Raw genomic sequence first — 25,856 nt, 5'->3', positions numbered from 1 at the left:
AAGGACATGCAAGAACATGATATGTCCTGGGTGCGCACCGAAATGGTGCTGGCGCAGCCGGCGCCGGCCGGCGTCACCGGTCTCGGTGCGTGGGTGCGCAAGAACCTGATCGCTTCCACCGGCGACACCATTTTGACAATCGTCGGCATCGCCCTGGTGGCGATGATCCTGCCGCAAATCATCAATTGGGCGTTCATCAACGCCGTGTGGACGGGACCGGACCGGACCGTATGCGCCACGGTGGCGCAAGGCGGCATCCAGCCGGATGGCTGGACCGGCGCCTGCTGGGCTTTCGTCAACGCCAAGTTCGGCCAGTTCATGCTCGGCCGCTATCCCATCGAGGAGCGCTGGCGGCCGATCCTGGTCGCTATCCTGTTCGTGGCGCTGCTGGTGCCGATGCTGATCCCGAAGGTGCCGCGCAAAGGCCTGAATGCGGTTCTGCTGTTCTTTGTGCTGCCGATCGTTGCGTTCGTCCTGCTGGTCGGCGGCATGTTCGGCCTGCCGCATGTCGAGACCTCGCTGTGGGGCGGGCTCTTGGTAACCCTCAGCCTGTCTTTCGTCGGCATCGCTGTGTCGCTGCCGCTCGGCATCGTGCTGGCGCTCGGCCGCCGTTCCAAGATGCCGATCATCAAGACGCTGTGCGTCGTCTTCATCGAGACGGTGCGCGGCATCCCGCTGATCACCGTGCTGTTCTTCGCCAGCGTCATGCTGCCCCTGTTCCTGCCGGAGGGTGTCTCGTTCGACAAGTTCCTGCGCGCGCTGATCGGCGTGTCGCTGTTTGCCGCCGCCTATATGGCCGAAGTGGTGCGCGGCGGCCTGCAGGCGATCCCCAAGGGCCAGTATGAAGGTGCCGATTCGCTCGGCCTCGGCTATTGGCAGAAGATGTATTTCATCGTCATGCCGCAGGCGCTGAAACTGGTCATCCCGGGCATCGTCAACACCTTCATCGGCATGTTCAAGGACACCAGCCTGGTCATCATCATCTCGATGTTCGACCTGCTCGGCATCGTCAAACAGAATTTTTCCGATGCAAACTGGGCAACCGCGCAGACGGCGAGATCCGGCCTGATCTTCGCCGCCTTCGTCTTCTGGCTGTTCTGTTTCGGCATGTCGCGCTATTCAATGTACACCGAACGCCGGCTCGACACCGGCCACAAACGCTAAACAAAAGAAAAAGGGGATCCTGTCATGGCCACCGAAAATGCCGTCAGCGCCGAAGAGATCAAGGTCAACGCCGCCAAGATGCAGATTTCCACGACCGATGTCGCCATCGACATCATCGCCATGCACAAATGGTACGGCGAGTTCCATGTGCTGAAGGACATCAACCTGAAAGTGATGCGCGGCGAGCGTATCGTCATCTGCGGCCCCTCCGGCTCCGGCAAATCGACCATGATCCGCTGCATCAACCGTCTGGAGGAGCACCAGAAGGGCAAGATCATCGTCGACGGCAAGGAACTGACCAACGATCTCAAGAAGATCGACGAGGTGCGCCGCGAGGTCGGCATGGTGTTCCAGCACTTCAACCTGTTCCCGCATCTGACCATCCTGGAGAACTGCACGCTGGCGCCGATCTGGGTGCGCAAGACGCCCAAGAAGCAGGCCGAGGAAATCGCCATGCATTTCCTCAAGCGCGTCAAGATCCCGGAACAGGCCCACAAATATCCCGGCCAGCTTTCCGGCGGCCAGCAGCAGCGTGTGGCGATTGCCCGCTCGCTGTGCATGAACCCGCGCATCATGCTGTTCGACGAGCCGACCTCGGCGCTCGATCCGGAGATGATCAAGGAAGTGCTGGAGACGATGGTTGGCCTTGCCGAGGAAGGCATGACCATGCTGTGCGTCACCCACGAGATGGGCTTCGCCCGCAAGGTCGCCAACCGGGTGATCTTCATGGACCAGGGCCAGATCGTCGAGCAGAACACGCCGGCCGAGTTCTTCGACCACCCGCGCCACGAGCGCACGAAGCTGTTCCTGTCGCAGATCCTGCACTAGGCCTCGAAGGCCACGAAGAGCCCGGCTGAAACACTGCCGGGCTCTTTTGCGTATGGGATAACAGGCGGACGTTCGTGTCGCGCCGGAGCGCGTTTGCAGGGCCGCCTTGCATGAAAAGACTGGGACGTTTTCTAGGTCTTCTGTTGGTTGTCGTCGCACTCGCCGTGGCGACGGGCACCTTCGTGCCACGGCCGCTGTGGCCGGCGGCCGCCGCCATGCCCGCCGCGACGCGCCACATCCTGGTGCTGAACAATCCGATCCACACCGACATCGCCATCCCGGTCGACGACGCCGTGCGTCAGCGCTTCCGCTTCCTGGTCGACGCCGGCATACCGGCCGACAGGCCGGAAGTCCGCTACATCGTCTTCGGCTGGGGCGGCCGCGCCTTCTACCTGGAGACGCCGACATGGTCCGAGCTGAAGGCGGTGCCGGTGATGAAGGCACTGACCCTCGACGCGTCGGTCATGCATGTCGATGTCGCCGGTGACATCGTCGAACCGCGCCCCGATATCGCGGGATTCGATATCACAGAGGACCGGTTCGCGGCGCTGCTCGATTTCATCGATGCGAGTTTCCAGCGGGGACCGGAAGGCCCAATCCGCATTCCGGACGCAGCCTATTCCAGGTTCGACGGCTTCTACGAAGCCAATGGCCATTTCAACGCACTGGTCGGCTGCAACACCTGGACGGCGGCGGCCTTGCGCACCGCCGGCCTGCGCACCGGCTGGTGGAACCCGCTGCCTGTATCGCTTGGCCTGTCGATGCGGCTGTATAATTGAAGGCCGTTCCGGTGATCAGCCGGCCTTGCGATCCTGTTTGGACACATATTCTCGAAGCGCTCTGTTGATTGCACTCTGGTAGCCGCGACCATCCGGTGCGCGCCTTTTGAACCAGGCGACGAGGTCAGAATCGAGACGCAGGGTCAGTTGTTGCTTGACCGGCTTGAAATAAGGATTTCGGACGGCGTTCTGCCAGAATTCCTCGGTCAATTCGGGAATGTCGCTCGTGTCGACATCATCCTCTGGTCGCGCCTTCAAAGCCGCGATCTCCGCTTTCTGTGCTTCTGTCAGAGGAGGCGGATTGGCCGGGTCGAATTCATATCGAACGATTTTGCGCATAATGCCTTTTCTCTTTGGACGTAGCTCGCCGCGCTGAAATGATGCGGATCACCTCGATCCCGTCTTCCTCTCGATCTGCGTGTGCAACCAGCAATATCAATGCGGTGTCAACCAAGCCGGTTGTCTGCCGACGATATTCGCGCCCTTCAATTCGATCATGCTCCAATAGCGCGAAAGGATCGGCGAAAACACGAACGGCGGTGTCGAAGCTTACGCCATGCTTGCGGAAATTGGATTTCGCCTTTTCGGCGTCCCATTCAAATCGCAATTTGCGCCTCGTTGACTACAAAAATGTAACTACAAATTGCCATTACGTCAAGGTCGACCGATGTAAGCATTCTAATGAGCCCGCCAGCCGTAGAGCCAGTCCAGATCCGCCGCGAGTTTTTCCGACGAGCGCACCTTCAGGAACACATTGCGCGCAATCGCCACTGGACCCGAGGCATGCCAGGCCAGCCGGTTGACAGCGCCGCGTCGGGCGACCTGCGCGACACGCGGCCGCCGTGACTGCTCCCAGACGGCAAGTGCGGCCAGGGGGTCGGCAGGGAAGTCGGCGATGATGTCGGCAAGCGTCGCCGCATCCTCGATCGCCATGGCCGCACCCTGCGCCGCGAACGGCGTCATCGCATGCGCGGCGTCGCCGATCAGTGCGGTGCCGTTCGGTGTTGTCCAGGGCTGTTGCGGGTCAACAGTGTGGATCGGCCATGCGGTCCACGGGCCGGCCTGCTCGACCAGACGGGCAAGTTCTGTCGCGGTGCCGCGCAGGGCTCGGGTCAGGATCCCAGCGTCGGCGTTGCCGGACCAGCCCTCGGCAATGCGGTCGCCCCGGGTGAAGGCCGCGAGATTGAAGGCCGCACCCTTGCTGACGGGATAGGCGACCATATGGAAGCCGGGATGCAGGAAGGTGGTGACGCAGTCCCTGGCGCCGATGGCGGCAAAGCTCCGACCGGCGGCACTGCCGGCCGCGACGGTGGCGCGCCAGGCCAGTTCGCCGGAGAAATGGTTCCTTGGCGAAGCCGACCCCTTGGCCGAATCGACAAGTGCGCGCACCGACGACCAGACGCCATCGGCCCCAACCAGCAGGAAACCCTCCGCCTCGATGGTCTTGCCGCCGATCTCGGCCGTCGCGGTGATGCCATCCGGGCCGGTGTCAACGTCGCCGATGCGGGCGCCGGTGGTGAGATGGATATCCGGCATCTCGGCAACGCGCGCGGTCAGTGCGCTCTGCAGATCGGCCCTGTGAGCGACGAGATAGGGTGCCTGCCAGCGCGTTTCGGCGGCTTGCCCCAGCGGCACCCGCGCCAGTTCGCGCAGGGTCGCGGCCTCCTTCAACACCACGGCTTCGGGCCGCACCGCCGCCGGCAGCAGCCGGTCGAGCACGCCAAGCTGGCGAAGGATACGGGTCGCGTTTGGAGAGAGCTGGATGCCGGCGCCGGCAGCTTCCAGGCGCTGCGCCTGTTCGAACACCCGAACAAGGTAGCCGCGTTCGGCGAACGCGAGGGCTGCGGTCAATCCGGCGACACCCGCCCCGGCGATGACAATTTGCCGGGAGCGCGTGTCGTTCATCGGGCTGGTCGCGAAAGACTCAGGCGGCTTGTTCTATGTAGATGCAGCCGGCCGGCAGCGTTTCCGTTGCCTTCAGCTTCGGAGAATAGCGGTAGAGCGTCGAGCAATAGGGGCAGACTTTTTCGTTGTCGTCGCCCATGTCCAGAAACACATGCGGGTGGTCGAAAGGCGGATTGGCGCCCGTGCACATGAATTCCTTCACGCCGATGTCGATTGCCTGATAGCCCGCATCGTTCTGAAAATGGGGAATGGAACCGCCTGCCATCGTCGTCTCCTTAACGCAGTCTCGTCTGCATCTGGATCATATCAGGCCTCTTTGCAAGTTCGATGAAATGAAACTGTCGCAAAAGCCTGTCAGAGGATAAGTTAAGCCGGTTAACCCATGACCCGAAAACCAATTTCGGTTTTCGGGAGGGACCATGGGTCGCTATAGAGACTGGCTAACCGGCTGACGGCACGGGAAGAGCGGGAATCATGAACGAACTGAAGCCGGTGCAGAACGAATTCGTGGATGTCGAGGTGGCTCGCCCGGAGGGCGGCAATCCGGACCGGTTTGTCAACCGCGAGTTTTCCTGGCTGCAGTTCAACCGGCGCGTTCTCGAGGAATCGCTGAACCTCAATCATCCGCTGCTGGAGCGCGTCCGCTTCCTGTCGATCTCGGCCGCCAACCTCGACGAGTTCTTCATGGTCCGTGTTGCCGGTCTTGCCGGCCAGGTGCGCGAGGGCATCACGCTGAAGAGCCCTGACGGCCGCACCCCCGAACAGCAGCTCGAACAGCTGCTGCGTGAGGTCGAGCGACTGCAGGAAGACCAGCAGAAGAGCCTTTCGGCGCTGACCGTGCTGCTCAACAAGGAAGGCATCGAGAGCATCACCCGCGATGCGCTGACCAAGGACGAGAAGATTTGGCTGGAAGACCATTTCCAGGAACAGGTTTTCCCGGTGCTCACCCCGCTGTCGATCGACCCGGCGCATCCGTTTCCGTTCATCCCCAATCTCGGCTTCTCGATGGCGCTGCAATTGCGCCATCGCAAGAATGGCGAGGAGATGAGCGCGCTGCTGCGCCTGCCGGTGGCGCTGAAGCGCTTCATCCGTCTGCCGGACCGCAAGCATCATGTCCGCTTCATCCCGCTGGAAGAGGCGGTCGGCCTCTATATCGGCAAGCTCTTCCCCGGCTATGAGGTCAAGGGCTCCGGCACGTTTCGCATCATTCGCGACAGCGATATCGAGGTCGAGGAGGAGTCCGAGGATTTGGTTCGCCTGTTCGAAACGGCGCTGAAGCGGCGGCGGCGCGGTTCGGTGATCCGCATCGAATTCGACAGGCTGATGCCTGGCGAATTGCGCGACTTCGTCGCCGGCGAGCTTGGCGTGTCGTCCAGCCGCATCAGCGTGCTCACCGGGCCGCTGGCGCTCAGCCAGATTTCCGAGATCGTCGCCGTCCCTCGCGACGACCTGAAATTCATGCCCTACAATCCGCGTTTTCCCGAGCGTATCCGCGAGCATGGCGGCGATTGTTTCGCCGCCATCCGCGAGAAGGACATCGTCGTCCATCACCCCTACGAATCGTTTGACGTCGTGGTGCAGTTCCTGCGCCAGGCGATGGCCGATCCGGAGGTGGTGGCAATCAAGCAGACGCTTTACCGCACCTCCAATGACAGCCCGATCGTGCGTGCGCTGGTCGACGCGGCCGAGGCCGGCAAGTCGGTCACCGCACTGGTCGAGCTCAAGGCGCGCTTCGACGAAGAAGCCAACATTCGCTGGGCGCGCGACCTGGAGCGTGCCGGCGTGCAGGTCGTGTTCGGCTTTCTCGAGCTGAAAACCCATTCGAAAATGTCGCTGGTGGTGCGGCGCGAGGACGGCAAGCTGCGCAACTACGTGCACCTCGGCACCGGCAACTACCATCCGGTAACGGCGCGCATCTACACCGACCTGTCCTTCTTCACCACCGATCCGACGATTGCCCGCGATGTCGCCCAGCTGTTCAATTTCATCACCGGCTATGCCGAGCCGACGGACGAAATGCGGCTGGCGATCTCGCCGTTCACGCTGAGAAGCCGCATCCTGAAGCACATTGCCGACGAGATTGCCTACGCGGTGCAGGGGAAACCGGCACGCATCTGGATGAAGATGAACGCACTCGTCGATCCGATCATCATCGACGCGCTCTACGATGCCAGCCGCGCCGGCGTCGAGATCGATCTTGTCGTGCGCGGCATCTGCTGCCTGCGGCCTCAGGTTCCGGGCCTGTCGGAAAACATCCGCGTAAAATCGATCGTCGGCCGTTTTCTCGAACACAGCCGCATTTACTGTTTCGGCAATGGGTACGGCCTGCCGTCGGACGAGGCGATCGTCTACATCTCTTCGGCCGACCTGATGCCGCGCAATCTCGACCGCCGCGTCGAAACCATGGTGCCGATCACCAATCCAACTGTGCATGAACAGATCCTTGGCCAGATCATGCTGGGCAACATCATGGACAATCAGCAAAGTTTCGACGTATTGGCTGATGGAACCTCCCGGCGCGTCGTGCTGGAGGAGGGCGAGGAACCGTTCAACGCGCAGGAATATTTCATGACCAATCCGAGCCTGTCGGGACGGGGTGACGCGCTGAAGTCGCATGCGCCCAAGCGCATCGCGCAGTTCAAGCGCCGCAAGAAGAACGCCGCAGCGTCCGGCTGATGCTGTCTGATTCCCAGGGCCGGCTGCAGGACCGCCGACCGCTGTCCATCATCGACATCGGATCGAACTCGATCCGTCTCGTCGTCTATGAGGGACTGGCGCGCTCGCCGACCATGCTGTTCAACGAAAAGATGCTGGCCGGTCTCGGCCGCGGCATCGTTTCGACCGGCAAGCTCGACCCCGAGGCGGTGACGCGCTCGATGGAAGAGTTCCGCCGCTTTCGCGCGCTTTCCGACCAGGCCGGCGCCGAGCATATGTATGTGCTGGCCACCGCCGCGGCCCGCGAGGCGGTCAACGGCCCTGATTTCATTCACCGCGCCGAGGAGGTGCTGAAGACCGAGATCCGTGTCATCAGCGGCCGTCAGGAAGCGTATTATTCGGCGCTCGGCGTCATTTCCGGCTTCCATCCGGCCGACGGCATCGCCGGCGATCTGGGCGGCGGCAGCCTCGAACTGGTCGACGTCGCCGGCGAAGCGATCGGCGACGGCATCACGCTGCCGCTGGGCGGTCTGCGCCTGCAGGACATGGCGAAGAACTCGCTGGCTCAGGCGGCCAAGATCACGCGTGACGAACTGGCGAAGGCCAAGCTGTTGAAAGGCGGGCAGGGCAGGCCCTTCTACGCCGTCGGCGGCACCTGGCGAAATCTCGCCCGGCTGCACATGGAGATGACCAACTATCCGCTTGGCGTCATGCACCATTACGAGATCTCGGCCGAAAGCGCGGCGAATTTCCTCAAGCAGGTGGCCAAGGCCGAGATCGAGAAGGTCAAGGGCATCGAAGGCGTTTCCAAGAACCGCCGTTCGCTGCTGCCCTATGGCGCCATCGTGCTGCAGGAGATCATGGCGGCGATGCAGCCGTCGAAGATCATCGTCTCGGCTCTGGGTGTACGCGAAGGCTTTCTCTATTCGCTGCTCGATGAGGCCGAGCAGAAGGCCGACCCCTTGATTTCGGCGTCGGAGGAACTCGCCCGCCTGCGCTCGCGCTCCGTCGCCCATGCGCATGAACTTGTCGACTGGACCGCCAAAACCTTTGCCGCTTTCGGCATCGACGAGACCGAAGACGAGGCGCGCTACCGCCACGCGGCCGCATTGCTGGCCGATATCGGCTGGCGCGCGCATCCCGAATATCGCGGCAAGCAATCGCTCAACATCATTGCGCACGCCTCCTTCTTCGGCGTCGACCATCCCGGCCGTGCTTTCCTGGCCATGGCCAACGCCTATCGTCACGACGGCATCTTCAACGAAGCCATCGCCCCCGAGATCAAGGCGCTGGCGCCGCCGCGTTATCTGGAGCGCGCCCGCGTGCTCGCCGCGATGATGCGCGTCGTCTACCTGCTGACGGCGTCGATGCCCGGCATCATGCCCAGGCTGAAATGGGAACAGCGCGCCAACGGCGTGCTGGCGCTGGTCTTGCCGGCATCGCTGGCCGATCTCTATGGCGAGCGGCCGGCCGGGCGCCTGGCACAGCTGGCCAGGATCACCAACCGCCGGCTGGTGCTGGCTGTCGAGGGCGGCCCGAGCCTTTCAGTGAAATGAACACGGCCTACCAGAGCGTGATTTATCAGCGGCTTCGCGTTTGAGGACCGGCTTCCCCCAATCCGTCGCTGCTTCGCAGCGCCACCTTTCCCCCCTCCGGAGGGAAAGGAAGGGAGCCTCGTTGGAAGAGCGTTGGCGGCAATAGGCTCGCGCCCTTCCTCTACCCCGTCGATCGGGGGAGGTGGCTCGGCGAAGCCGAGACGGAGTGGGGGTCGACCAGCTCGGGCGCGTGTAAGCAAAGATATCAAACCGCACCGCGCCCGTCGATCGACCATGCGCCCGCACCGGCCATCGCCAGCGCAACAAACCCGCCTGATATCGCAATGTCCTTCATCAGCATCTGCTGGTGCAGGAAGGCGAGCATCCCGTCGCCGTCGCCCTGGCCGTAATGGCCGATGAAGCCGGCGGCAATGCAGAAGGCAGCGAGCAGCAGCGCCGCGATCCGGGTCTGGAAACCGACCAGGATGAGCAGCCCGGCGATCAGTTCGAACAGTCCCGTGCCCCAGGCGGCAAGTGCCGGCAGCGGCAGGCCGAGGCCGGCGAAATAACCTGTGGTGCCCGCAATGTCGCTCAATGCCTGGAAACCGGAAGGCACGAACAGGGCGGCGAGCAGCAACCGGGAGAGCAGGAGCAGCGCGTCGCGGGGCATGTTCACCTCCATCGTCGGCCGCCGGCCGACGCCATCCCGATAGCCTCGATCCTATCAGAAACTTCGGCCGACAGATCGGCGGGCATGTACCAACAACGAAAAAGCGGCGCGGAAAATTCCGCGCCGCTTTTTTGTTCGGCTATTGCCAGTTTTTGGATCAGCCGCGCTTGGCGTCGATCGAATAGGCGCCGGCGCCCGAGGAAGCCAGCAGGAGGAAGCCGCCCGCAATCGCGAGGTTCTTGAGAAACTGGATCATCTGCATCTGGTCGGCCCAACCGGTATGGGCGACCAAACCGGTAGCGACGGTGAAGATCGCCAGCACCCAGGCAACAATCCGCGTCTTGAAGCCGACGAGGATGGCGAGGCCGCCGAGAAGCTCGATCAGGCCGACGACAATGGCCGTTACGGTCGGCAAGGGCAGGCCGAGGGCACCGAAATAGCCGGCCGTGCCGGTGATGGCGGTCAGCTTGCCGAAGCCTGAAAGCAGGAAGATGACGGCAAGCAGGACGCGGCCGAGGAGGATGGTGGTCGAGGCATTGGATGCGCCGGAACCGGCGACTGAAGTGTTGATGGACATGGTGGCTCTCCGGGATGGGTTGATACCGGGGAGATAGAGCAAGCCGACTGTTCACCAAAGCCACCAGGTTGGCGACACATTGTTCACAGTACTTACGTTTCCGTGATCGGGCGGCCTGCGCAAAATTCGCTTCGCGTCACGTCGTGACGGGAGTAAATTCTCCCGTCACGAAACACCCGGCTTTTGGTTGACGCAATTCCGGACGGAAAACCGCAAGGCACTTTTCCTGGAATTGCCTACCCCGGATGCGTCATGTCCTCCGGCCGCACCAGCCGGTCGTAGTCGGCCTCGCTGACCAGCCCGGTGGCGAGCGCTTCCTCGCGCAAAGTGGTGCCCTTCTTGTGCGCGGTCTTGGCGATCTTGGCGGCATTGTCGTAGCCGATGGTCGGCGCCAGCGCCGTCACCAGCATCAGCGAGCGGTCGAGTGCCGCCTTGATGTTGTCTTCGCGGGCCTCGATGCCGACGACGCAATTGTCGGTGAAGGAGACCGAGGCGTCGGCGAGCAGCTGCACCGACTGCAGGAAGTTGTAGGCCATCAGCGGGTTGTAGACGTTGAGCTCGAAATGACCCTGGCTGCCGGCGAAGGTGAGCGCCGCATTGTTGCCGAACACCTGCACGCAGACCTGCGTCAGCGCCTCGCATTGGGTCGGGTTGACCTTGCCCGGCATGATGGACGAGCCCGGTTCGTTTTCCGGCAGCGACAGTTCGCCGAGGCCCGAACGCGGGCCGGACCCGAGGAACCGGATGTCGTTGGCGATCTTGAACAGTGCGGCGGCCGCCGCATTGATGGCGCCGTGCGAAAACACCATGGAATCATGGGCCGCGAGCGCCTCGAACTTGTTCGGCGCGGTGACGAAGGCAATGCCGGTGATGGAGGCGATGCGATCCGCCACCCGTTCGGCGAAGCCGACCGGCGCGTTGAGGCCGGTGCCGACGGCGGTGCCGCCCTGCGCCAGTTCCTGCAGGCCGGGCAGCGTCAGCTCGATGCGCTTGATCGACGAGGCGACCTGCGCGGCGTAGCCCGAAAATTCCTGGCCGAGGGTCAGGGGGGTGGCATCCTGCGTGTGCGTGCGGCCGATCTTGATGATGTGATTGAACTCTCTGCTCTTGGCGGCGAGCGCCTTGTGCAGGTGCTTCAGCGCCGGCAACAGATCGTGCACGATGCGTTCGGCGCAGGCGATGTGCATGGCCGTCGGATAGGTGTCGTTCGACGACTGGCTCATATTGACGTGGTCGTTGGGATGCACCGGCTTCTTGGAGCCCATGACGCCGCCCAGCATCTCGATCGCCCGGTTGGAGATCACCTCGTTGGCGTTCATGTTGGACTGTGTGCCCGAGCCGGTCTGCCAGACCACCAGCGGGAAATGCTCATCGAGCTTGCCGTCGATGACCTCTTGCGCCGCCTCGACAATTGTCTTGCCGATCGAAGGATCGAGGCGTTTGAGCTCCATGTTGGCTTCGGCCGCCGCTCGCTTGACGACGCCCAGCGCGCGCACGATCGACGCCGGCTGCTTCTCCCAGCCGATCTTGAAATTGCCAAGCGAACGCTGCGCCTGCGCGCCCCAATAGCGATCGGCGGCGACTTCGATCGGGCCGAACGTGTCGGTTTCGGTTCTGGTCTTTGCAGCGGTCACGGGTCTCTCCTTGTCGAAGTCGGCAACGGCGTATCGCGTTGCACAAACGGCTTCAAGCGGAGATTGCTGGTGGGATTGATGCAAATCGGTTGAAGGTGATCTCCCCCCTTGAGGGGGAGATGTCGCCGGAGGCGACAGAGGGGGTCGGTTCGACCGGGCGCGACCTCCTGCCGCCGCCGGAAGAAGGTTGGCGCTCCATGTGAGGCGACCCCCTCTGGCCTGCCCGTCCTCCGCAGCAGCTGCGGAGGGTGGACCGGCCATCTCCCCCTCAAGGAGGGAGAAAAGCAGCTCACCCCGCCGTGTATCCCCCATCGATCGAAAAAATCCCGCCACTGGTCCAGGCGGCCTCGTCGCTGGCCAGGTAAACAGCCATCCCGGCCAAATCGTCGGGGCGGCCGATTCTGCCGAGCGGATAGCTGCGCTCGACATAGGCCCTCAGTTCCGCCTTTGCCTCGGCTGGCAAATTGTCGACGGTCTTGCGCCGCATGGCGGTGTCGACCGTGCCGGGCGCGATGGCGTTGACGCGGATGCCGCGCGGGCCGAGTTCAAAGGCGAGCGACTTGGTCAGCGAGTTCAACGCGCCCTTCGACAGGGAATAGAGGCTCGACGGCCGCTTCGGGATCATCTTGTTGGCGAAATAGGACGAGATGTTGATAACCGATGCGCCGACTGCCAGATGCGGCAGCAGGCCCTGGGTGAGGAAGAACACAGCAGTGACATTGAGCGCGAAGGATTGCTGGAACTGCGCCTCGCTGACGGTTTCGAACGGCACCAGGAAAGCCACTCCGGCATTGTTGACGAGGATATCGAGAGGCCTGCCCGACTTTTTCACATGCTCGACGACGGCCGCGATGCCGGCCGATGTGGCAAGATCGGCCGACAGCGTCTCGATAGTGTCGCCGAGGCGCTCGCGGGCGGCGTCGAGCTTCTTGGTGTCGCGGCCGACGATCAGGACGTCCGCGCCCTCGCGCGAAAAGGCCTCGGCGATCGCCAGGCCGATACCGTCCGACCCGCCGGTGACCAGCGCGCGCTTGTTGTGAAGTCTCATGGGATGCTCCGAGATTTCTGCGTCGTCGAGAGCACCGTATAGTGGCGGCCAAGGTCAAGCCGTCAGCCTATCCCACGGTATGAACTTCGACGGCTTCCATCCGGCAGGCCAGCCGAGGCTGGTTTAAGCGCCGGCGGTCGCAAGCTCCCGCAGGGCCAGCCGCCCCGCGACATAATTCTTGACCTGGCGGACCGCCTGTTCGCGCGACACGCTGCCCGGCTGCAGGCCGAGCCGCAGCCAAAGCCCGTCGATCAGCGCGGTGACGCCAAGCGCGATGTCGTCGGCTTCTCCAGGCGAGGCGAGGCCGCGCAGGCCCGACAACAGGTTCGAGCGCATGCGCGCGTGGATCACCCTCTGGATACGGGCCATCTTCTCATCGCGCGGCACCTCGGCGCAGAGCGACAGCCAGGCATGGCACAGAGGCGGCTGGAACAGATGCTCCTCGAAATTGCCCTCGATCACCGCATCCATGCGCTCCATCGGCGTCCGCGCCCGGCGAAGCCGCGCGATGACCGCCTGGCACAGGACGGCATTGGCCTCGCGCATCGCGTGCTCGAACAATTCCTGCTTGTTGCGGAAATAGTGCAGCACGATGCCCTTTGAGGCCCCCGCCTGCGCCGCCACCTTTTCCAGGGTCGCACCGGCAATGCCTTCGCGCTCCAGCACGGCGAAGGCCGCCTGCCTCAGCTCCTTGCGGCGGATATCACTGAGACGCTTGAGTTTCACGGGATCGATCCATGCATTTCGAATCCACGTTGACATTTTCGCCCGCTCAGATCAAGAATTGACCCATGGGACAATAAAAAGACCAAGTGGTCAATTCAGCGAATGAGGAGAACCGAAATGTTGCGCATCCTTGTAAATGGCGTCTGCCTTGCCGCCCTCATGGTGGCCACTCATGCGGCCCAGGCGGCCGAGGCCGAAGAGTGCAGGACGGTCCGCATGGCCGAACCCGGCTGGAACGACCTTGCCTTCACCACAGCGGTCGCCAACGTCTTGTTGGAGGCGCTCGGCTATCAGCCGCAAAGCCAGGTGCTCGGCATCAACGTCATCTATGAGGGCATGAAAAACAGGGATCTCGACCTGTTCCTCGGCTACTGGGACCCGGCCATGGTCACCTATTACGAGCCCTACAAGAAAGACGGTTCTGTCGAGAATGTGCGCGTCAATCTCGTAGGCGCCAAATACACCTTCGCCGTCCCGACTTACGCCTGGGATGCCGGCGTCAAGGACATTTCCGACCTGCACAAATTCGCCGACAAGTTCGGCAAGAAAATGTACGGCATCGAGCCCGGCTCCAACCAGTTGATGATGGACGCCGTCGCCGATCCGGCCTTTGGCCTGGACGGCTGGCAGGTGGTCGAGTCCAGCGAAGCCGGCATGCTTTCCGAGGTCGGCTACGAGATCAAGGAAAAGCAGTTCATCGTCTTCCAGGGCTGGGCGCCGCATCCGATGAACACGATGTACGACTTCAAGTACCTGACCGGCGGCGACAAGTTCTTCGGCCCGAACTTCGGCGCCGCGACGGTGACGACGCAGGTGCGCAAGGGCTATCTGCAGCAATGCCCGAACGTCGCGCAGTTCTTGAAAAACCTCGCCTTCGACATCGATTTCGAGAATGTCGGCATGGGTTATCTGATCAATGACGGCATGAAGCCGGAGGACGGCGCGCTGAAGGCAATCACGGCCAACAAGAGCCGTCTCGATGCCTGGCTCGCCGGTGTCACCACTTTTGATGGCCAACCCGGCCTTGCCGCGGTCAAGGAAAAGCTCGGCCTGTGAGGGCGGCGGTGCTGAATGCCTGCGCGGAACAGGACGCCTGGGCCGGCCGCAAGCAGTTCGTCACTGTCGGCGATATCGACATCGCCTATGTCGAGATATCAGGCGCCGAGCCGGCACTGCTGTTGGTGCACGGCTTCACCGATACCAGCCGAAGCTTTTCGCTTCTGGCGCCATATCTGGCCGGCCGCCGTCTGATCATGCCGGATCTGCGCGGCCACGGCGCCTCGCAGGCTGGCAAGAACTGCGGCATCGCCGATCTTGCCGATGATCTCGCCGGGCTGATCCAGAGTTTACAACTCGACCGGCCGCTCGTCGTCGGCCATTCGCTAGGCGCCATGGTGGCCATCGCCTTGGCCGGGCGACACAGCGAACTGATCGGCGGCCTGGTGGTCCTGGCCGGCACGTTGAAGCCCGATTTCGCGCCAGACCATCCTCTGGTCGCGGGCGTCGAGGCGCTGCGTGATCCGATATCGCCGGCCGATCCGTTCTATGCCTGGTGGCATGCCTGTGGTCCCGACGTGCCAGCAGCCTTTCTCGCCGGCTTGGCGCAAGAGGCCTCGGCGATGCCGACGCCGCGCTGGCGCGCGATCCTCGAGGAAATCCGCCGCGCCGATCTGACCGATGCGGCCTGGGCCGTGCAGGCTCGGACGCTGATCATCGCCGGCGCGTGCGACCCGCTGTTCGGCGAGGCGCACCAGCAGGCGTTGCGATCCGCTCTTGCCGGAGCCGTCTTCGTTCGGGCCGAGAGCTGTGGCCACAACCCGCATTGGGAAGATCCAGGCCTCGTCGCCAAGGCCATCATCGAGGCATTGGAGGTCTAACGCCCGACCAGCGATTGCGATGTCGGCGACAGCCGCAAGGTCTCCGTTGGTCTGGTCAGGCCGAGCTGCGCGGCCTGCCAAAAATCCTGCCATACCGGAGAGGCGGCAAGCGCAGCCTTGTGGCGGGCATGCGCTTCAGTGCTGGCAAAACCCATGACGCCGATGAAGACGTTTTCTTCAGCCCGTACCGGCAGGCGCGGAAAACTGTTTTCGGCATGCTCGGTAGCGAAAGCGGCGAGCAGGCGTGCGTCGGCCGTCATCAGGCACGCCGTCTCGATCTCGAAGCGAGTGGCGAAATCTGCCTCTGTGCCGGGCTGCAAATGATGAATCTCGATGACAACGATGCCGGTCAGCGGTTTGTTTTGAATGGGCTTTTCGTCGGCCAGACTTGGCCGCTGGGCGCCCGCTAGGTCGAAGCCGGCGCCCGGCCACGCCGGCTTGAGCAGCAGCACATCGTCGGAATCGATCATCGTTGCATTGGCCGCATCACTGTGCGCCGCCCAGACCGGCCCGCCATAGAATTCGGCGAGAGCATTTTTCCGCGCGACCATGCCATCGAAGCCGCGCATCCAGACGAACATGTCAGGCCGATCGAGGTCCCGGAACTGGCCGATGATGGTCATGCCGGCGTCCTCCTGGCCGTCGATCAGCCTGCTGTCGAAGATGTCGATGAGCGTGTCGCGCCGGCCGGGCTTCAGCGTGTATTGCCGAAGCTCGACGACAGGCGAAGCGAGCGCTGAGGGTTTCGTCGCGACGTTCTGGGGCAGGTTCATCCGACATTCTCCAAAACAGGGTGATCATCCTGTTTTGTAAAACAGACCGGTTGTCCTGTTTTGTCAACATGCTAAAGTTCGGCAATGTCAACAGAGATGACCGTCCAGCCAAAACCGCGCCCGGGAAAACGCATCAACGACCCTGAAGGCATGCGCAAGAAAGTGCTCGATGTCGCCGAGGACGCGTTCCAGGCGCGCGGCTATCACGCCTCCAGCATCGGCGACCTGATGGCGGCGGCTGATGTCAGCGGCGGAGCGCTGCATCACCATTTTGCGACCAAGAAGGCGCTGGCGCTGGCGGTGATCGACGAGCGTGTGGCGGCAGCGGTCGAAGAGACATGGATCGCGCCGGTGCTGGCGGCGGCGTCGGCCCGCGAAGGCGTGCGCGCGGTGTTCGAGGCCGTGGCGGCGGAACTGGAGCAGCAGGGTTTCGTCCGCGGCTGCCCGCTCAACAATCTGGCGCACGAACTGTCGCTTGCCGATCCGGATTTCCGCATTGCCCTTGCCGGGATTTTTGCCGGGTGGCGGCGCGCGATTGCCGACAAGGTGCGTGCCGACCAGCAGGCGGGCAGGGACGAGGGCACGGACCCCGAACGCTTTGCGGCGCTGACGGTCGCCGCCTATTCCGGGGCGATGTCGATGGCCAAGACGGCGCAGGATGCCGGTGTGCTGCGGGATTGTCTGGCGGGGCTGGAGCGCAGCGCGCCGTCGCAGGGCGGATCGGTTGCCAGGCGGCGCAACAGGATACTGCCACGGCCGAGAACCCCTTGACTTCGCGGCGCTGCGTTCTTCAGCCGATGCTGGGCGAGGTGGGGACGCCGGGCTCTGGTTCAGCTACTCGGCCAGCGGTTTGATCGTTTCGTAGCCGTTGACGGATTCCGAACTCGTGCCTTCATCGTAGCGCCGCGCGAGCGCGGCTTGCAGATCGGGCGCATAGAGGGCGGTGAATGAGTCCAGCGTCTCGCCGGCGCCGTTCTTGAAGGTCTCCTTGACCGCCAGGACATTGTATTTGCACGCGCCCAGACTGAATGTCTCCTTGCCCTTGACGACCAGGCTCAGCGTCTTGGTGCCCTTCGGCGGCTTGTTCGGCGACAGCTCGACGAACTCTACCGCGGCCTTTGCCCCCGCCTTCAGCGGGAACAGCTTTCGCAGATCGGAAAACGGGATCATCGCCTGGCGGCCGGTGTCGCTGTCGCGAAACACCTCGATCAGGCCGGCGAACAAATATTGGGTTTGCGGCGATTGCGATTCGTAGGTGTTGATAACCGACATCATCCCGCCAGCCACGGGCCGAAATTCGCTCTGGATGCCGGGTCTCGCCAGAACGAAACCCTTCCTGACGGACTTGGCGTCGACGCAACCGGCGGCATGCGCGGTGCTCGCGCACATCATCGCGGCCAGGTTCATGCAGACCAGAATCATGCAGCTAGGTGCGGCTTTCATTTTTCGTCCTCCTCCGCTCGCGCAAGGGAGACATGCCAGACCCATCGCGTCATGTCGATGATGGCGGGGCGCAGAGACGCTGGACGACCGGCTGCTGCCCATGCTGAATCAGCGTATGATGAATCGCCGTTCGACTGGATCGCTTTCCCGACGCAACTTCCTGGCGCAGGCTGCGGGATTTGCCGCGGCCGGCGCCTTGCCGCGCCCGGCCTTCGGCCAGACCGGGCAACGCGTCCAGTCGATCGACGCCACCTTCCTGTTCATCGCCGATGTCCATGCCTGCCGCATGGCGAGCGGCTTGAGCCCCAACTGCCTGCAGGAAGGCAAGACCGACGCCGCGCTGCTGCGCAACGTGGCGGTGCTGAATGCGCTTGGCGACAAGGACTGGCCGGCCGACATCAATGGCGTCGCCACCGGCCTGCGTTCGGCCGGCAGGATAGGCACGCCGCTCGGCCTTGTCGTCGGCGGCGACATCACCGACGATGGCGGCGGCCAGATCACGCAGCCGAGCGAGGGCACCCAACTGCTCCAGTTCAGCCAGCGCTACAGCCAGGGCGTCGGCCCGGATCGCGTGCACATGCCGGTCTATATCGGGCTCGGCAACCATGATCTCGACCAGAACGGGCCGCCGCACCATGTCGACTGGTACCGGCGCGAATTGCGCGATTACGTCGAGGTCAACCATCGCGCCGGCGTGTTCTTCAAGCCGCCGGTGCCGGCCACCGACTATGATGTCGACACCGACTGCTACTCCTGGGACTGGGGCGGCCTGCATCTGATCCAGACGCATCGCTTCGCCGGCGATACCGGCCACGGCGCCGAGAGCAGCCTGCCATGGCTGAAGCAGGACCTGGCGACCTATGCGGCGGACGGCCGTCCGGTCGTCCTGTTCCAGCATTATGGCTGGGACACTTTCTCGGTGGAACGCTGGGATGCCGCCAACAGGCACTTCGATGATGACGGCACCGGTGCGCCGCACTGGTGGGGCGAGGCCGACCGGCAGGCGTTGCTGGCGGCGCTGAAGGGCTACAATGTCGTCGGCATTTTCCACGGCCACCAGCACGAAACGCCGCTGGTCTATCGCAGGGACGGGATCGACCTGTTCAAGCCGAAGGCTGCCTATATGGGCGGTTTCGCGCTGGCCAGGGTGACCAGCGACGGCATGGACGTGGTGCTGGGCGAGGCGACCGGCGATCATGGCGAGGTCGCCTTCACCGATGCTTTCAGCAAGGGCTGGAGCACCTGAAAAAGGCGGCCTTCGCGACCGCCTTTCCCTCGATAAAGCGCGTTTCTCGATGTCGGATCAGAGCGCCTTCTTGACCTTGTCCTTGACGTCGCCATAGGCCTTCTGCACCTTGCCGGCGATCCTGTCGCCCGTGCCTTCGGCCTGGGTCTGCCTGTTGCCGGTTGCCTTGCCTGCGGCTTCCTTGACCGAGCCCTTGACCTGCTTGGCCACGCCCGCGACCTGATCCTTGTTCACCATTTTTGCGCATCTCCTGGGATTTTTGAATTCGGGGGAATTCATTTGCGGGTAGCTAACGAGCCGGTGTCGGTTAGGTTCCAGGCGTCGCCCGGACAGCAGATCAGGTCGCGCAGCCGCCGCCTGGGGCAAGGCTGGTGGGCTAGGCTGTGAACACGCGCCGACCATGGATTTTGGATGGCCGAGCGTACGGGGAGAAAAATGGCTGAATTCACGCTCTATATCGGCAACAAGTGTTTCTCCTCATGGTCGCTGCGGCCATGGCTGGCGATGAGGCATCTGGAGATCCCGTTCGAGGAAGGTTTCGTGCGGCTGCGGACACCTGAGACCTTTGCCAATCTGGCGAAAGTGTCGCCGACCGGTCAGGTGCCGGTGCTGAATCACAATGGCAAGATCGTCTGGGAAACTCTTGCCATCCTTGAATATCTTGCCGACCTGTTTCCGCAGAAAAAGCTCTGGCCCGCCGATATCGATGCCCGTGCGCTGGCGCGTTCGGCTGCGACCGAGATGCATTCCGGCTTTCGCGAGGTCCGCTATGGCTGGCCGATGAATTTGCGCCGGCCCAAGGGCCACAAGCCGCTCGACGCCGAGGGCGAGGCGCAGCGCGCCCGCATCGAGGCGCTGTGGCGCGCGTGCCGGGAAAAATACGGCAAGGGCGGCCCGTTCCTGTTCGGCCACTTCACCGCGGCCGATGCCATGTATGCGCCTGTTGTCACCCGTTTCGATACCTATGGCGGCACGCTGGCGCCGGATACGCGCGCCTATGTCGACGCCGTGCTGGCAACGCCGGCGATGCGCCACTGGTATACCGAGGCGGGCAGGGAGACGTGGCCGGAACCCGGCCCGGACGAATAGGATCCAAACGAAAACGCCCCTCGCACCTTTTATCGTGCGGGGGGCGTCTTTGCCATCAACTGTTATTCGATTGCTCTCATGAACTGCTGATGACACGGAATAAATGCGCGTCTGCGCAGATGGTTCCAGAGGTGCCGCGAAATTTTTTCAAGGTGGCGCAAGCGCGCTGTTTGGCGCCCCCTTTGCCGTCATGCCAGGTGTTTTGGTCAGGTGTTTTGGACGAATTCCGCAGCTGTGGCTTTATGCAAATTTGACAGCGCACCAAAAGAAGCCTACAAGCAAATCGTCGATATTTGTTTGACTGACTTTTGTTATCCGCGCTTTCGAGCGCGCCTTTGACGAACTTCCCACATCAAAAATCGGGACAAACGACGTTGTGCATCCGCATGGCGTCGAACGAATATTTGCCATGGAAAGGGTTCGTCATGAGCACCGGCACAGTTAAATGGTTCAACGCCACCAAAGGTTTTGGTTTTATTCAGCCTGACGACGGCTCTGCCGACGTTTTTGTCCACATCTCGGCCGTAGAGCGCGCCGGCATGCGCGACATCGTCGAGGGCCAGAAGCTCGGCTACGAGATGGTCCGCGACAACAAGTCGGGCAAGATGTCCGCCGACCAGTTGAAGGCGGCCTGAAAAACGAATTCAGCTCTCCCGGTGACCACGGATGTACTGGCACCGGTGAGTGGCGAATTCGGGCGCATGGCCGCGGGAACCTGAGTTTCCACGGCATATCATGTGCATAAGCAGGGCGTTCCCGTGCATCCCGGTGCATCTTTTTGGATGTCATCCGGTTGCGCGACGCTCTCATGGAAGGTCAGGCGGTGCCTGGCCTTTTTCATTTTGCGCGCCTTGCCGCCGAAAGTGCGCTGCGCGCCGGCCTGGACGTGCTAAGGGACGCTCCAGCAATTTGAATTCGCCACGCGTATTGCTTTGTGCGTGATCCTGACCGAAGACCCGGTCTCGCTCCATCGGCACAGGCTCCTGACAGGAGAAAGATTTGACCACCAGTTCAAAGACAACCGTCGATCAGGCCGTGTCCCTGTTCAGCAAGACGCAAACCCAGTCGATGTCGCTCAACCGCATCAATTCCGAGCGCGACGCCGTCAGCGAGGCACGCGAAGCCAAGACCGCGCGTCTGCGCGAATTGCGCCTGGAGAAGGAGGCCGACGAGATGGCCGCCGCCGCCGCGCTAGCCGCTTTGCCGAAGCGGGCCGGACGACGCTGATGGCCACCAAGCGCGTACCGCCAACACCGATCGCCGCCGACGCAACCATTGCCGACATGGTCGAAGGCCTCGACAAGCCGGTCGAATTCGTCCGGCGTGTGCTGGAAAAGCTCGAACGCTGCAAGCGTGCCCACGGTGATGCCCAGGTGCGCGTCGGCGTGCGCGGCCGCGCCGAATGCCCGAACTACCTGATCGAATATGTCCGCGAAGACGCCAAGACCCATGAGCGGGTGACGTATCAGGACGCCGCCTACAGCGGCAGCACGCATCGCGAGCTGGCGGCCCATCACATCGAGGCGGTGAAAAACTGGTCGCCCGAGGAAATGAACATCACGGCCGTTTCGGCGCTGATCGGCCGCCTGCGCAATCCGCGCGCCCCATCATCGCGCTTCGACGACGAGGACTGACATGGCCATAAAATTCTCCTCCAAGGATCAGCCGGCAGCCTCGGGTGCCGCGGCAAAACCGGCCAAGCCGTTTGCCGCGCCGAAAGCCGGCGACGCCACCGAAGCCGCGACCGATCTGTTCAAGTCGCCGGCGGATTCGCCGAAGGGCAAGACGGCTAAGAAGAAATAGCGCCTTGCCGCAAGACGCCGATCGCAACTCCGCCGCGCCAGGGCTGTCCGCCCTGGTGGCCGCCGCAAGCGTTTTGTCGTCGCAACAGGGCACCTTCGATTGCCAAAGCTGCGGTGCCTGCTGCTCCTATTCGGCCGAGTGGCCGCGCTTTTCCACCGAGGACGACGCACAGCTCGACCGTATCCCGGAAAAATATGTCGCATCTGACCTGTCAGGCATGCGCTGCGAGGGCGTGCGCTGCTCGGCGCTGTCCGGCGAGATCGGCAAGTCTACCGCTTGCGGCATCTACGAGGTCCGGCCGGACGTCTGTCGCGCCTGCATGCCCGGTGACGAGGAGTGTCTGATGGCACGCCAGGCGCTCGGATTGCAGGTGTAGCCAATCTCCAATCGCCTCCGCTTGTGCGCCGACCCGCAGCCCGATACCTTCCTGGCCGGGTAGGGTGCCGGAGGAACCATCGTGAGCATCGAATTTCTGTTGACGTCCCTGATTGTCGTGGCTTCGCCCGGCACCGGCGTTCTCTACACGCTGAGCGCCGGCCTCTCGCGCGGTGCGCGGGCCAGTGTCATCGCCGCCTTCGGCTGCACGCTCGGCATCATCCCACACATGGCCGCCGCCATCACTGGCCTGGCGGCGCTGCTGCACACCAGTGCGCTCGCCTTCGAGACGCTGAAATATCTCGGCGTCGCCTACCTGCTCTACATGGCCTGGAACACGCTGAAGGAAAAGGGCAGCCTCAGCGTCGATCAGGATGTGACGCCGCGTTCGGCCGGCAAGGTGATTGCCACCGGCATCCTCGTCAACGTGCTCAATCCGAAACTCTCGATCTTCTTCTTCGCCTTCCTGCCGCAGTTCGTCAGCACCACGGAGCCCAATGCGCTGTCGAAGATGCTGGAACTGAGTTCCGTCTTTATGCTTTTGACCTTCGTGGTTTTCGTCGGCTACGGCATCTTCGCCGCCTCGATCCGCAGCCACGTCGTCTCGCGGCCAATGGTGTTGACCTGGATGCGCCGGACATTCGCCGGCGCCTTCGTCATGCTCGGCGCGAAGCTGGCGCTGGCCGACCGGTAGCGCTACGGGGAGCGGTTCAGTCTCGCTGATCCGCTCCTCTTTGTTGCGCTATTCCGGGCGAAAAGCCGTTATGCGCTTTCGGGGAATCGCTCGGGCACACTACCCCTTCACATAGCCCATCGCTTCGACGATCCGCCCGTCGGCCACGCGCATGAGGTTGACGCCGCGCAGCGAATTGCCGTCGGTCATGAAATAGCGCCAGCGGATCGTTGCCCGGTCGCCGGCCACAAAGGTTTCCTCGATATCGAAGCGCGTGCCGGCCTGGGTTGCTATCGCCGTCCAAAGCCCGACGCACGCCGCTTGACCGGCAAAACGGGCGCCGTCCGGCGCCGGCACGGTGTTCTCGATCACGCAATCCTCAGCCACCCAGTTCGGCGAGTGCCGAGGGATCATGGCGTTGGAATACGTCGTTGTAGCGTCGCATGATCTCTGCCGTCTGCTGGGACAGATCGTACGCGGTTGCGTCCATGACAAGCTCCTGTGTCATCTTCTTTCTCCTGGCTTCATTGGCCTTTGGTGGCTTCAACGAGCGTTGCCTTGAGGGTGATCTGAGACACGCCGGCAAGGGCCCGCGAGACGAGGCAGCCCGCCTTGGCGGACTGTGCAAGGCGCTCGAATTCATCTTCGGCGAGTCCTGCGGCCTCCACCTCGGTTTCGAGTTCGATACGGGTGATCGTCGGCCCGGCCGCGGTCGCGCCGAGATGCACCTTGGCGATCGTGTGGATATTGCGGGCAACATGGCCGGCGCCGCCCAGTATGGCGCTCAGCGCCATCGAGAAGCAGCCTGCATGCGCTGCGGCGATCAACTCTTCCGGGTTGGTGCCCGGACCGTGCTCGAAACGCGACGGGAAGGAATAGGCGCCTTCGAAGACGCCGCTGCCGAGCCGCAGCCGGCCCGAACCTTCCTTCAGCGTGCCTTGCCATTTGGCCGAGGCTTCACGAATTGTCATTGTCGTTCTCCCTTGGTTTGAGGACTTGATGGGTCAGGCGCCGTCGATGATCACCTTCCCGAAGACGTCGCCCTGCTGGAAATAGCGGTAGGCATCGCCGGCCTCGGTGAAGGCGAAGACCTTGTCGATGACGGGCCGCAGGCGATGCTGCGAGACGGCGCGCAGCATGGCTTCGAGATTGGTCCGGTTGCCGACGAACAGGCGGCTGATGGTGGCGAGGCTGCGCTGGTAAAGTGCCGCCGGTAGCTGGATCGATCCGCCTTTCGCATCCTGCAGCGTCAAGAGCACGATGTGCCCGTAAAGCGTGCTGGCGATCAGCGACTGGGCGAAGGTCGCCGGGCCACCGGTCTCGACGATGAGATCGATGCCCCCGGTCTGGTCGCGGACGGCCGCGCCCCATTGCGGCATATCCGATGTCGAAATCACCAGGTCGGCGCCCAGCGCCCGCAGCCTGTCGGCTTTCTCACCGCGCGAGGTGACGGCGGCGACGCGGCAGCCGAGCAGCTTGGCGAACTGCAGTGCAAACAAAGAGACGCCGCCCGAGCCGATGACCAGAACCCATTGGCCGGGCTTCGGAATTCCGGCGCCCGTCACCGCATTCCAGGCGGTCAGGCCGGCGCAGGTCAGCGTCGCCGCCTCTTGCCAGCCGAGATGATCGGGCAGCCGCACCGCCCATTGTTCGTCGAGAACGGCGTATTCCGCCAGCATGCCGTCCAGCGTGCAGCCGAGCTGATCGATCAGCCCTGCATGGATGCGGCCGTCGATCCAGCGCGCAAAATAGCTGCCTGTCACGCGATCGCCGACGGCAAAGCGGGTGACGGCATCGCCGATGGCGACCACTTCCCCGGCCCCGTCGCTTAGCGGAACGACGCCCTGGCGTGGCTGCAGCGGATAGGTGCCGTTGAGGATCATCGTGTCGCGCCGGTTGAGCGAGGTGGCGCGAACGCGCACCGTGATCTCATGCGGTTTCGGCTCCGGCTGCGCCGTCTCGCGCAGCATCAGGGATTCGGTCCCAGACCCTTCGAGACGGTAGCTTCGCATGTCGTTCCTCCCAAGGAATATATAGACTGATCTACATATTATGTAGACCGATTGTCATATTTTGCGCAAGGCCTATAATGGTTCCTCCTGACAGAGGTTGACATGGCCAACGACACCCGCACCCGCATACTCGAGACGACTGGGCTGCTGCTCAGGCAGCGCGGCTATCACGGCACCTCGCTCAACGACATATTGAGCGCCAGCGGCGCGCCGCGGGGCTCGCTCTATTTTCATTTTCCGGGTGGCAAGGACCAACTGGTCATCGAGGTGACGCGCGCCAGCGCTGCCGACGTGACGGAGAGGCTGGGCGAAGCGCTGGCTGCCGAAAAGGATCCGGCAGTGGCCGTCCATCGTATCTACCAGTCGGTGGGGCGCATGCTGGAAGACAACCAGTTTTCGCTCGGCTGTCCGATCGCGCCTGTCGTGCTGGACGCGCCGACCGACGTGCCGGAACTGGCGGAGTTGTGCCGCTCGGCCTTCGAACAGTGGATAGGCCTGCTGCGCGACGCCTTCGTCAGGGCAGGGGTGCCCGAGCGCCGCGCGTATGCATTGGCACTGCTGGTCGAATCGTCGCTGGAAGGGCTGATGGTGATCGCCCGCGCCACAAGCGACCGCGCCCCGGTACAGGCCGTGGCCGATGAGGTGGCGGCGCTGATCGAAGCCGCGGTGCTTGCCGGCGAGGTAAAGCAACGCGCGGATGCCGCCGTCTGAGAGACGGCCACAGCGACTGCTGCGCAAAACAAAAAGGGCGGCATCTCTGCCGCCCTTCAGGCTGCTGACAAACCCCTGGCATTTGCCGGGGGTTTTTGATTCACTGGGTCATGTTGAAGCGACCCGCCCCTGAACAGACCGCCCTCGAGATGGTAACGCTGGATCAGTTGGTTCCGGCTGATCACCTGTTGCGCAAGATCGACCGTGTGATCGATTTCACCTTCATCCATGATCTGACCGCGCCGCTTTATTGCCCCGACAATGGCCGCCCGCCGCTCGACCCTACCTTGATGTTCAAGGCGCTGTTCATCGGCTACCTGTTTGGAGTTCGCT

At 63.1% G+C, this 25,856-nt stretch carries 31 protein-coding genes and 2 pseudogenes; 18 read left to right on the top strand and 15 right to left on the bottom strand.

The window, feature by feature from the left end; genetic code table 11:
• Nucleotides 1–6 precede the first annotated feature (6 nt).
• The 3 genes from MESCI2_RS0118310 to MESCI2_RS0118300 all read left to right on the top strand — a co-directional run bounded on the left by MESCI2_RS0118310 (nt 7) and on the right by MESCI2_RS0118300 (nt 2,771).
• The gene (locus MESCI2_RS0118310; protein ID WP_027037850.1) at nt 7–1,164 is read left to right on the top strand and encodes an amino acid ABC transporter permease; all 1,158 of its coding nucleotides are present in this window, start codon (nt 7–9) and stop codon (nt 1,162–1,164) included.
• 78 nt (nt 1,165–1,242) lie between these two features.
• Nucleotides 1,243–1,992 (top strand): amino acid ABC transporter ATP-binding protein, encoded by a 750-nt coding sequence (locus tag MESCI2_RS0118305; RefSeq protein WP_031260969.1) that lies wholly within the window; start codon nt 1,243–1,245, stop codon nt 1,990–1,992.
• Between the two features lie 110 nt (nt 1,993–2,102).
• A complete protein-coding gene (locus tag MESCI2_RS0118300) occupies nt 2,103–2,771 on the top strand; it encodes a TIGR02117 family protein (protein ID WP_027037848.1) in 669 nt (222 codons plus the stop codon).
• Between the two features lie 15 nt (nt 2,772–2,786).
• Here MESCI2_RS0118300 and MESCI2_RS0118295 read toward each other — a convergent pair whose 3' ends face one another.
• The 4 genes from MESCI2_RS0118295 to MESCI2_RS0118280 form a co-directional block, all read right to left on the bottom strand.
• Nucleotides 2,787–3,110, bottom strand: a complete 324-nt coding sequence (locus tag MESCI2_RS0118295; RefSeq protein ID WP_027037847.1) for a BrnA antitoxin family protein — start codon at nt 3,108–3,110, stop codon at nt 2,787–2,789.
• Nucleotides 3,088–3,378 (bottom strand): BrnT family toxin, encoded by a 291-nt coding sequence (locus MESCI2_RS1000000136970; RefSeq protein ID WP_081738787.1) that lies wholly within the window; start codon nt 3,376–3,378, stop codon nt 3,088–3,090. The genes MESCI2_RS0118295 and MESCI2_RS1000000136970 overlap by 23 nt, the downstream gene beginning before the upstream one ends.
• Nucleotides 3,379–3,449: 71 nt before the next feature.
• Nucleotides 3,450–4,676 (bottom strand): FAD-dependent monooxygenase, encoded by a 1,227-nt coding sequence (locus MESCI2_RS0118285; RefSeq protein WP_027037846.1) that lies wholly within the window; start codon nt 4,674–4,676, stop codon nt 3,450–3,452.
• Between the two features lie 19 nt (nt 4,677–4,695).
• Nucleotides 4,696–4,941 carry a zinc-finger domain-containing protein gene (locus tag MESCI2_RS0118280; RefSeq protein WP_027037845.1) on the bottom strand — a complete coding sequence of 82 codons (246 nt, stop codon included), beginning with the start codon at nt 4,939–4,941 and terminating at the stop codon, nt 4,696–4,698.
• Between the two features lie 209 nt (nt 4,942–5,150).
• Here MESCI2_RS0118280 and MESCI2_RS0118275 point away from each other — a divergent pair, with 209 nt between their 5' ends.
• The gene (locus MESCI2_RS0118275) at nt 5,151–7,352 is read left to right on the top strand and encodes an RNA degradosome polyphosphate kinase (RefSeq protein ID WP_027037844.1); all 2,202 of its coding nucleotides are present in this window, start codon (nt 5,151–5,153) and stop codon (nt 7,350–7,352) included.
• Nucleotides 7,352–8,887 (top strand): exopolyphosphatase, encoded by a 1,536-nt coding sequence (gene ppx / locus MESCI2_RS0118270; protein ID WP_027037843.1) that lies wholly within the window; start codon nt 7,352–7,354, stop codon nt 8,885–8,887. Before MESCI2_RS0118275 ends, ppx begins: the two co-directional genes overlap by 1 nt.
• 244 nt (nt 8,888–9,131) lie before the next feature.
• Here ppx and MESCI2_RS0118265 read toward each other — a convergent pair whose 3' ends face one another.
• The 5 genes from MESCI2_RS0118265 to betI form a co-directional block, all read right to left on the bottom strand.
• Complete coding sequence (locus tag MESCI2_RS0118265; protein WP_027037842.1) at nt 9,132–9,536, bottom strand: DoxX family protein; 405 nt, start codon at nt 9,534–9,536, stop codon at nt 9,132–9,134.
• 157 nt (nt 9,537–9,693) lie between these two features.
• Nucleotides 9,694–10,113 carry a DoxX family protein gene (locus MESCI2_RS0118260; protein WP_027037841.1) on the bottom strand — a complete coding sequence of 140 codons (420 nt, stop codon included), beginning with the start codon at nt 10,111–10,113 and terminating at the stop codon, nt 9,694–9,696.
• Nucleotides 10,114–10,349: 236 nt separating this feature from the next.
• Nucleotides 10,350–11,747, bottom strand: coding sequence for a class II fumarate hydratase (gene fumC / locus MESCI2_RS0118255; protein WP_027037840.1), 1,398 nt, complete (start codon nt 11,745–11,747; stop codon nt 10,350–10,352).
• Between the two features lie 289 nt (nt 11,748–12,036).
• A complete protein-coding gene (locus tag MESCI2_RS0118250) occupies nt 12,037–12,795 on the bottom strand; it encodes an SDR family NAD(P)-dependent oxidoreductase (RefSeq protein ID WP_027037839.1) in 759 nt (252 codons plus the stop codon).
• A 123-nt stretch (nt 12,796–12,918) separates the two neighbouring features.
• Nucleotides 12,919–13,557 (bottom strand): choline-binding transcriptional repressor BetI, encoded by a 639-nt coding sequence (gene betI, locus MESCI2_RS0118245; protein ID WP_027037838.1) that lies wholly within the window; start codon nt 13,555–13,557, stop codon nt 12,919–12,921.
• Nucleotides 13,558–13,638: 81 nt separating this feature from the next.
• Between betI and choX the strand changes: the two genes are divergently transcribed.
• Both choX and MESCI2_RS0118235 read left to right on the top strand, forming a co-directional pair.
• On the top strand, nt 13,639–14,577 hold the full coding sequence (choX, locus tag MESCI2_RS0118240) for a choline ABC transporter substrate-binding protein (RefSeq protein WP_027037837.1): 939 nt from the start codon (nt 13,639–13,641) through the stop codon (nt 14,575–14,577).
• Between the two features lie 8 nt (nt 14,578–14,585).
• Entirely contained in the window at nt 14,586–15,398 is an 813-nt protein-coding gene (locus MESCI2_RS0118235; RefSeq protein ID WP_027037836.1) for an alpha/beta fold hydrolase, read from the top strand.
• On the opposite strand, the gene MESCI2_RS0118230 is transcribed toward MESCI2_RS0118235, so the two are convergent.
• On the bottom strand, nt 15,395–16,171 hold the full coding sequence (locus tag MESCI2_RS0118230; protein WP_027037835.1) for an NIPSNAP family protein: 777 nt from the start codon (nt 16,169–16,171) through the stop codon (nt 15,395–15,397). The two genes, MESCI2_RS0118235 and MESCI2_RS0118230, sit on opposite strands and share 4 nt — an antisense overlap.
• A 96-nt stretch (nt 16,172–16,267) precedes the next feature.
• Between MESCI2_RS0118230 and MESCI2_RS0118225 the strand changes: the two genes are divergently transcribed.
• On the top strand, nt 16,268–16,942 hold the full coding sequence (locus MESCI2_RS0118225; RefSeq protein WP_027037834.1) for a TetR/AcrR family transcriptional regulator: 675 nt from the start codon (nt 16,268–16,270) through the stop codon (nt 16,940–16,942).
• A gap of 63 nt (nt 16,943–17,005) precedes the next feature.
• On the opposite strand, the gene MESCI2_RS0118220 is transcribed toward MESCI2_RS0118225, so the two are convergent.
• Nucleotides 17,006–17,716, bottom strand: coding sequence for a hypothetical protein (locus tag MESCI2_RS0118220; protein ID WP_245270384.1), 711 nt, complete (start codon nt 17,714–17,716; stop codon nt 17,006–17,008).
• Between the two features lie 13 nt (nt 17,717–17,729).
• Between MESCI2_RS0118220 and MESCI2_RS0118215 the strand changes: the two genes are divergently transcribed.
• Nucleotides 17,730–18,860, top strand: coding sequence for a metallophosphoesterase (locus MESCI2_RS0118215; protein ID WP_027037832.1), 1,131 nt, complete (start codon nt 17,730–17,732; stop codon nt 18,858–18,860).
• Between the two features lie 57 nt (nt 18,861–18,917).
• Here MESCI2_RS0118215 and MESCI2_RS0118210 read toward each other — a convergent pair whose 3' ends face one another.
• Nucleotides 18,918–19,097 carry a CsbD family protein gene (locus MESCI2_RS0118210; protein WP_027037831.1) on the bottom strand — a complete coding sequence of 60 codons (180 nt, stop codon included), beginning with the start codon at nt 19,095–19,097 and terminating at the stop codon, nt 18,918–18,920.
• Between the two features lie 198 nt (nt 19,098–19,295).
• Between MESCI2_RS0118210 and MESCI2_RS0118205 the strand changes: the two genes are divergently transcribed.
• The 7 genes from MESCI2_RS0118205 to MESCI2_RS0118175 all read left to right on the top strand — a co-directional run bounded on the left by MESCI2_RS0118205 (nt 19,296) and on the right by MESCI2_RS0118175 (nt 22,821).
• Nucleotides 19,296–19,949 (top strand): glutathione S-transferase family protein, encoded by a 654-nt coding sequence (locus MESCI2_RS0118205; protein WP_027037830.1) that lies wholly within the window; start codon nt 19,296–19,298, stop codon nt 19,947–19,949.
• Nucleotides 19,950–20,374: 425 nt separating this feature from the next.
• Nucleotides 20,375–20,584, top strand: a complete 210-nt coding sequence (locus MESCI2_RS01000000134855) for a cold-shock protein (protein ID WP_010915421.1) — start codon at nt 20,375–20,377, stop codon at nt 20,582–20,584.
• 364 nt (nt 20,585–20,948) lie between these two features.
• Nucleotides 20,949–21,176 carry a hypothetical protein gene (locus tag MESCI2_RS0118195; protein ID WP_013532399.1) on the top strand — a complete coding sequence of 76 codons (228 nt, stop codon included), beginning with the start codon at nt 20,949–20,951 and terminating at the stop codon, nt 21,174–21,176.
• Entirely contained in the window at nt 21,176–21,583 is a 408-nt protein-coding gene (locus MESCI2_RS0118190; protein WP_027037829.1) for a hypothetical protein, read from the top strand. Before MESCI2_RS0118195 ends, MESCI2_RS0118190 begins: the two co-directional genes overlap by 1 nt.
• A 1-nt stretch (nt 21,584) precedes the next feature.
• The gene (locus MESCI2_RS1000000136965; protein ID WP_081738785.1) at nt 21,585–21,752 is read left to right on the top strand and encodes a hypothetical protein; all 168 of its coding nucleotides are present in this window, start codon (nt 21,585–21,587) and stop codon (nt 21,750–21,752) included.
• A 55-nt stretch (nt 21,753–21,807) separates the two neighbouring features.
• Nucleotides 21,808–22,128, top strand: a complete 321-nt coding sequence (locus tag MESCI2_RS0118180) for a YkgJ family cysteine cluster protein (RefSeq protein ID WP_050596584.1) — start codon at nt 21,808–21,810, stop codon at nt 22,126–22,128.
• Nucleotides 22,129–22,209: 81 nt separating this feature from the next.
• Entirely contained in the window at nt 22,210–22,821 is a 612-nt protein-coding gene (locus tag MESCI2_RS0118175; protein ID WP_027037827.1) for a LysE family translocator, read from the top strand.
• 99 nt (nt 22,822–22,920) lie between these two features.
• Here the strand turns inward: MESCI2_RS0118175 and MESCI2_RS01000000134850 are convergent.
• The 3 genes and pseudogenes from MESCI2_RS01000000134850 to MESCI2_RS0118160 all read right to left on the bottom strand — a co-directional run bounded on the left by MESCI2_RS01000000134850 (nt 22,921) and on the right by MESCI2_RS0118160 (nt 24,812).
• Nucleotides 22,921–23,308, bottom strand: a pseudogene (locus tag MESCI2_RS01000000134850) (nuclear transport factor 2 family protein).
• A gap of 16 nt (nt 23,309–23,324) precedes the next feature.
• Nucleotides 23,325–23,771, bottom strand: a complete 447-nt coding sequence (locus MESCI2_RS0118165; RefSeq protein WP_027037826.1) for an OsmC family protein — start codon at nt 23,769–23,771, stop codon at nt 23,325–23,327.
• Nucleotides 23,772–23,804: 33 nt separating this feature from the next.
• A complete protein-coding gene (locus MESCI2_RS0118160; protein WP_027037825.1) occupies nt 23,805–24,812 on the bottom strand; it encodes a zinc-dependent alcohol dehydrogenase family protein in 1,008 nt (335 codons plus the stop codon).
• Between the two features lie 102 nt (nt 24,813–24,914).
• Between MESCI2_RS0118160 and MESCI2_RS0118155 the strand changes: the two genes are divergently transcribed.
• On the top strand, nt 24,915–25,523 hold the full coding sequence (locus tag MESCI2_RS0118155) for a TetR/AcrR family transcriptional regulator (protein ID WP_027037824.1): 609 nt from the start codon (nt 24,915–24,917) through the stop codon (nt 25,521–25,523).
• Between the two features lie 110 nt (nt 25,524–25,633).
• Nucleotides 25,634–25,856 (top strand): annotated as a pseudogene (locus MESCI2_RS01000000134845) (IS5/IS1182 family transposase); the annotation flags it as partial.

It is taken from the genome of Mesorhizobium ciceri WSM4083 (assembly GCF_000519305.1).
Lineage (GTDB): Bacteria > Pseudomonadota > Alphaproteobacteria > Rhizobiales > Rhizobiaceae > Mesorhizobium > Mesorhizobium ciceri_B.
The sequence above is the reverse complement of the archived record's forward strand: the minus strand, read 5'-3'. Positions and strand labels throughout refer to the sequence as shown.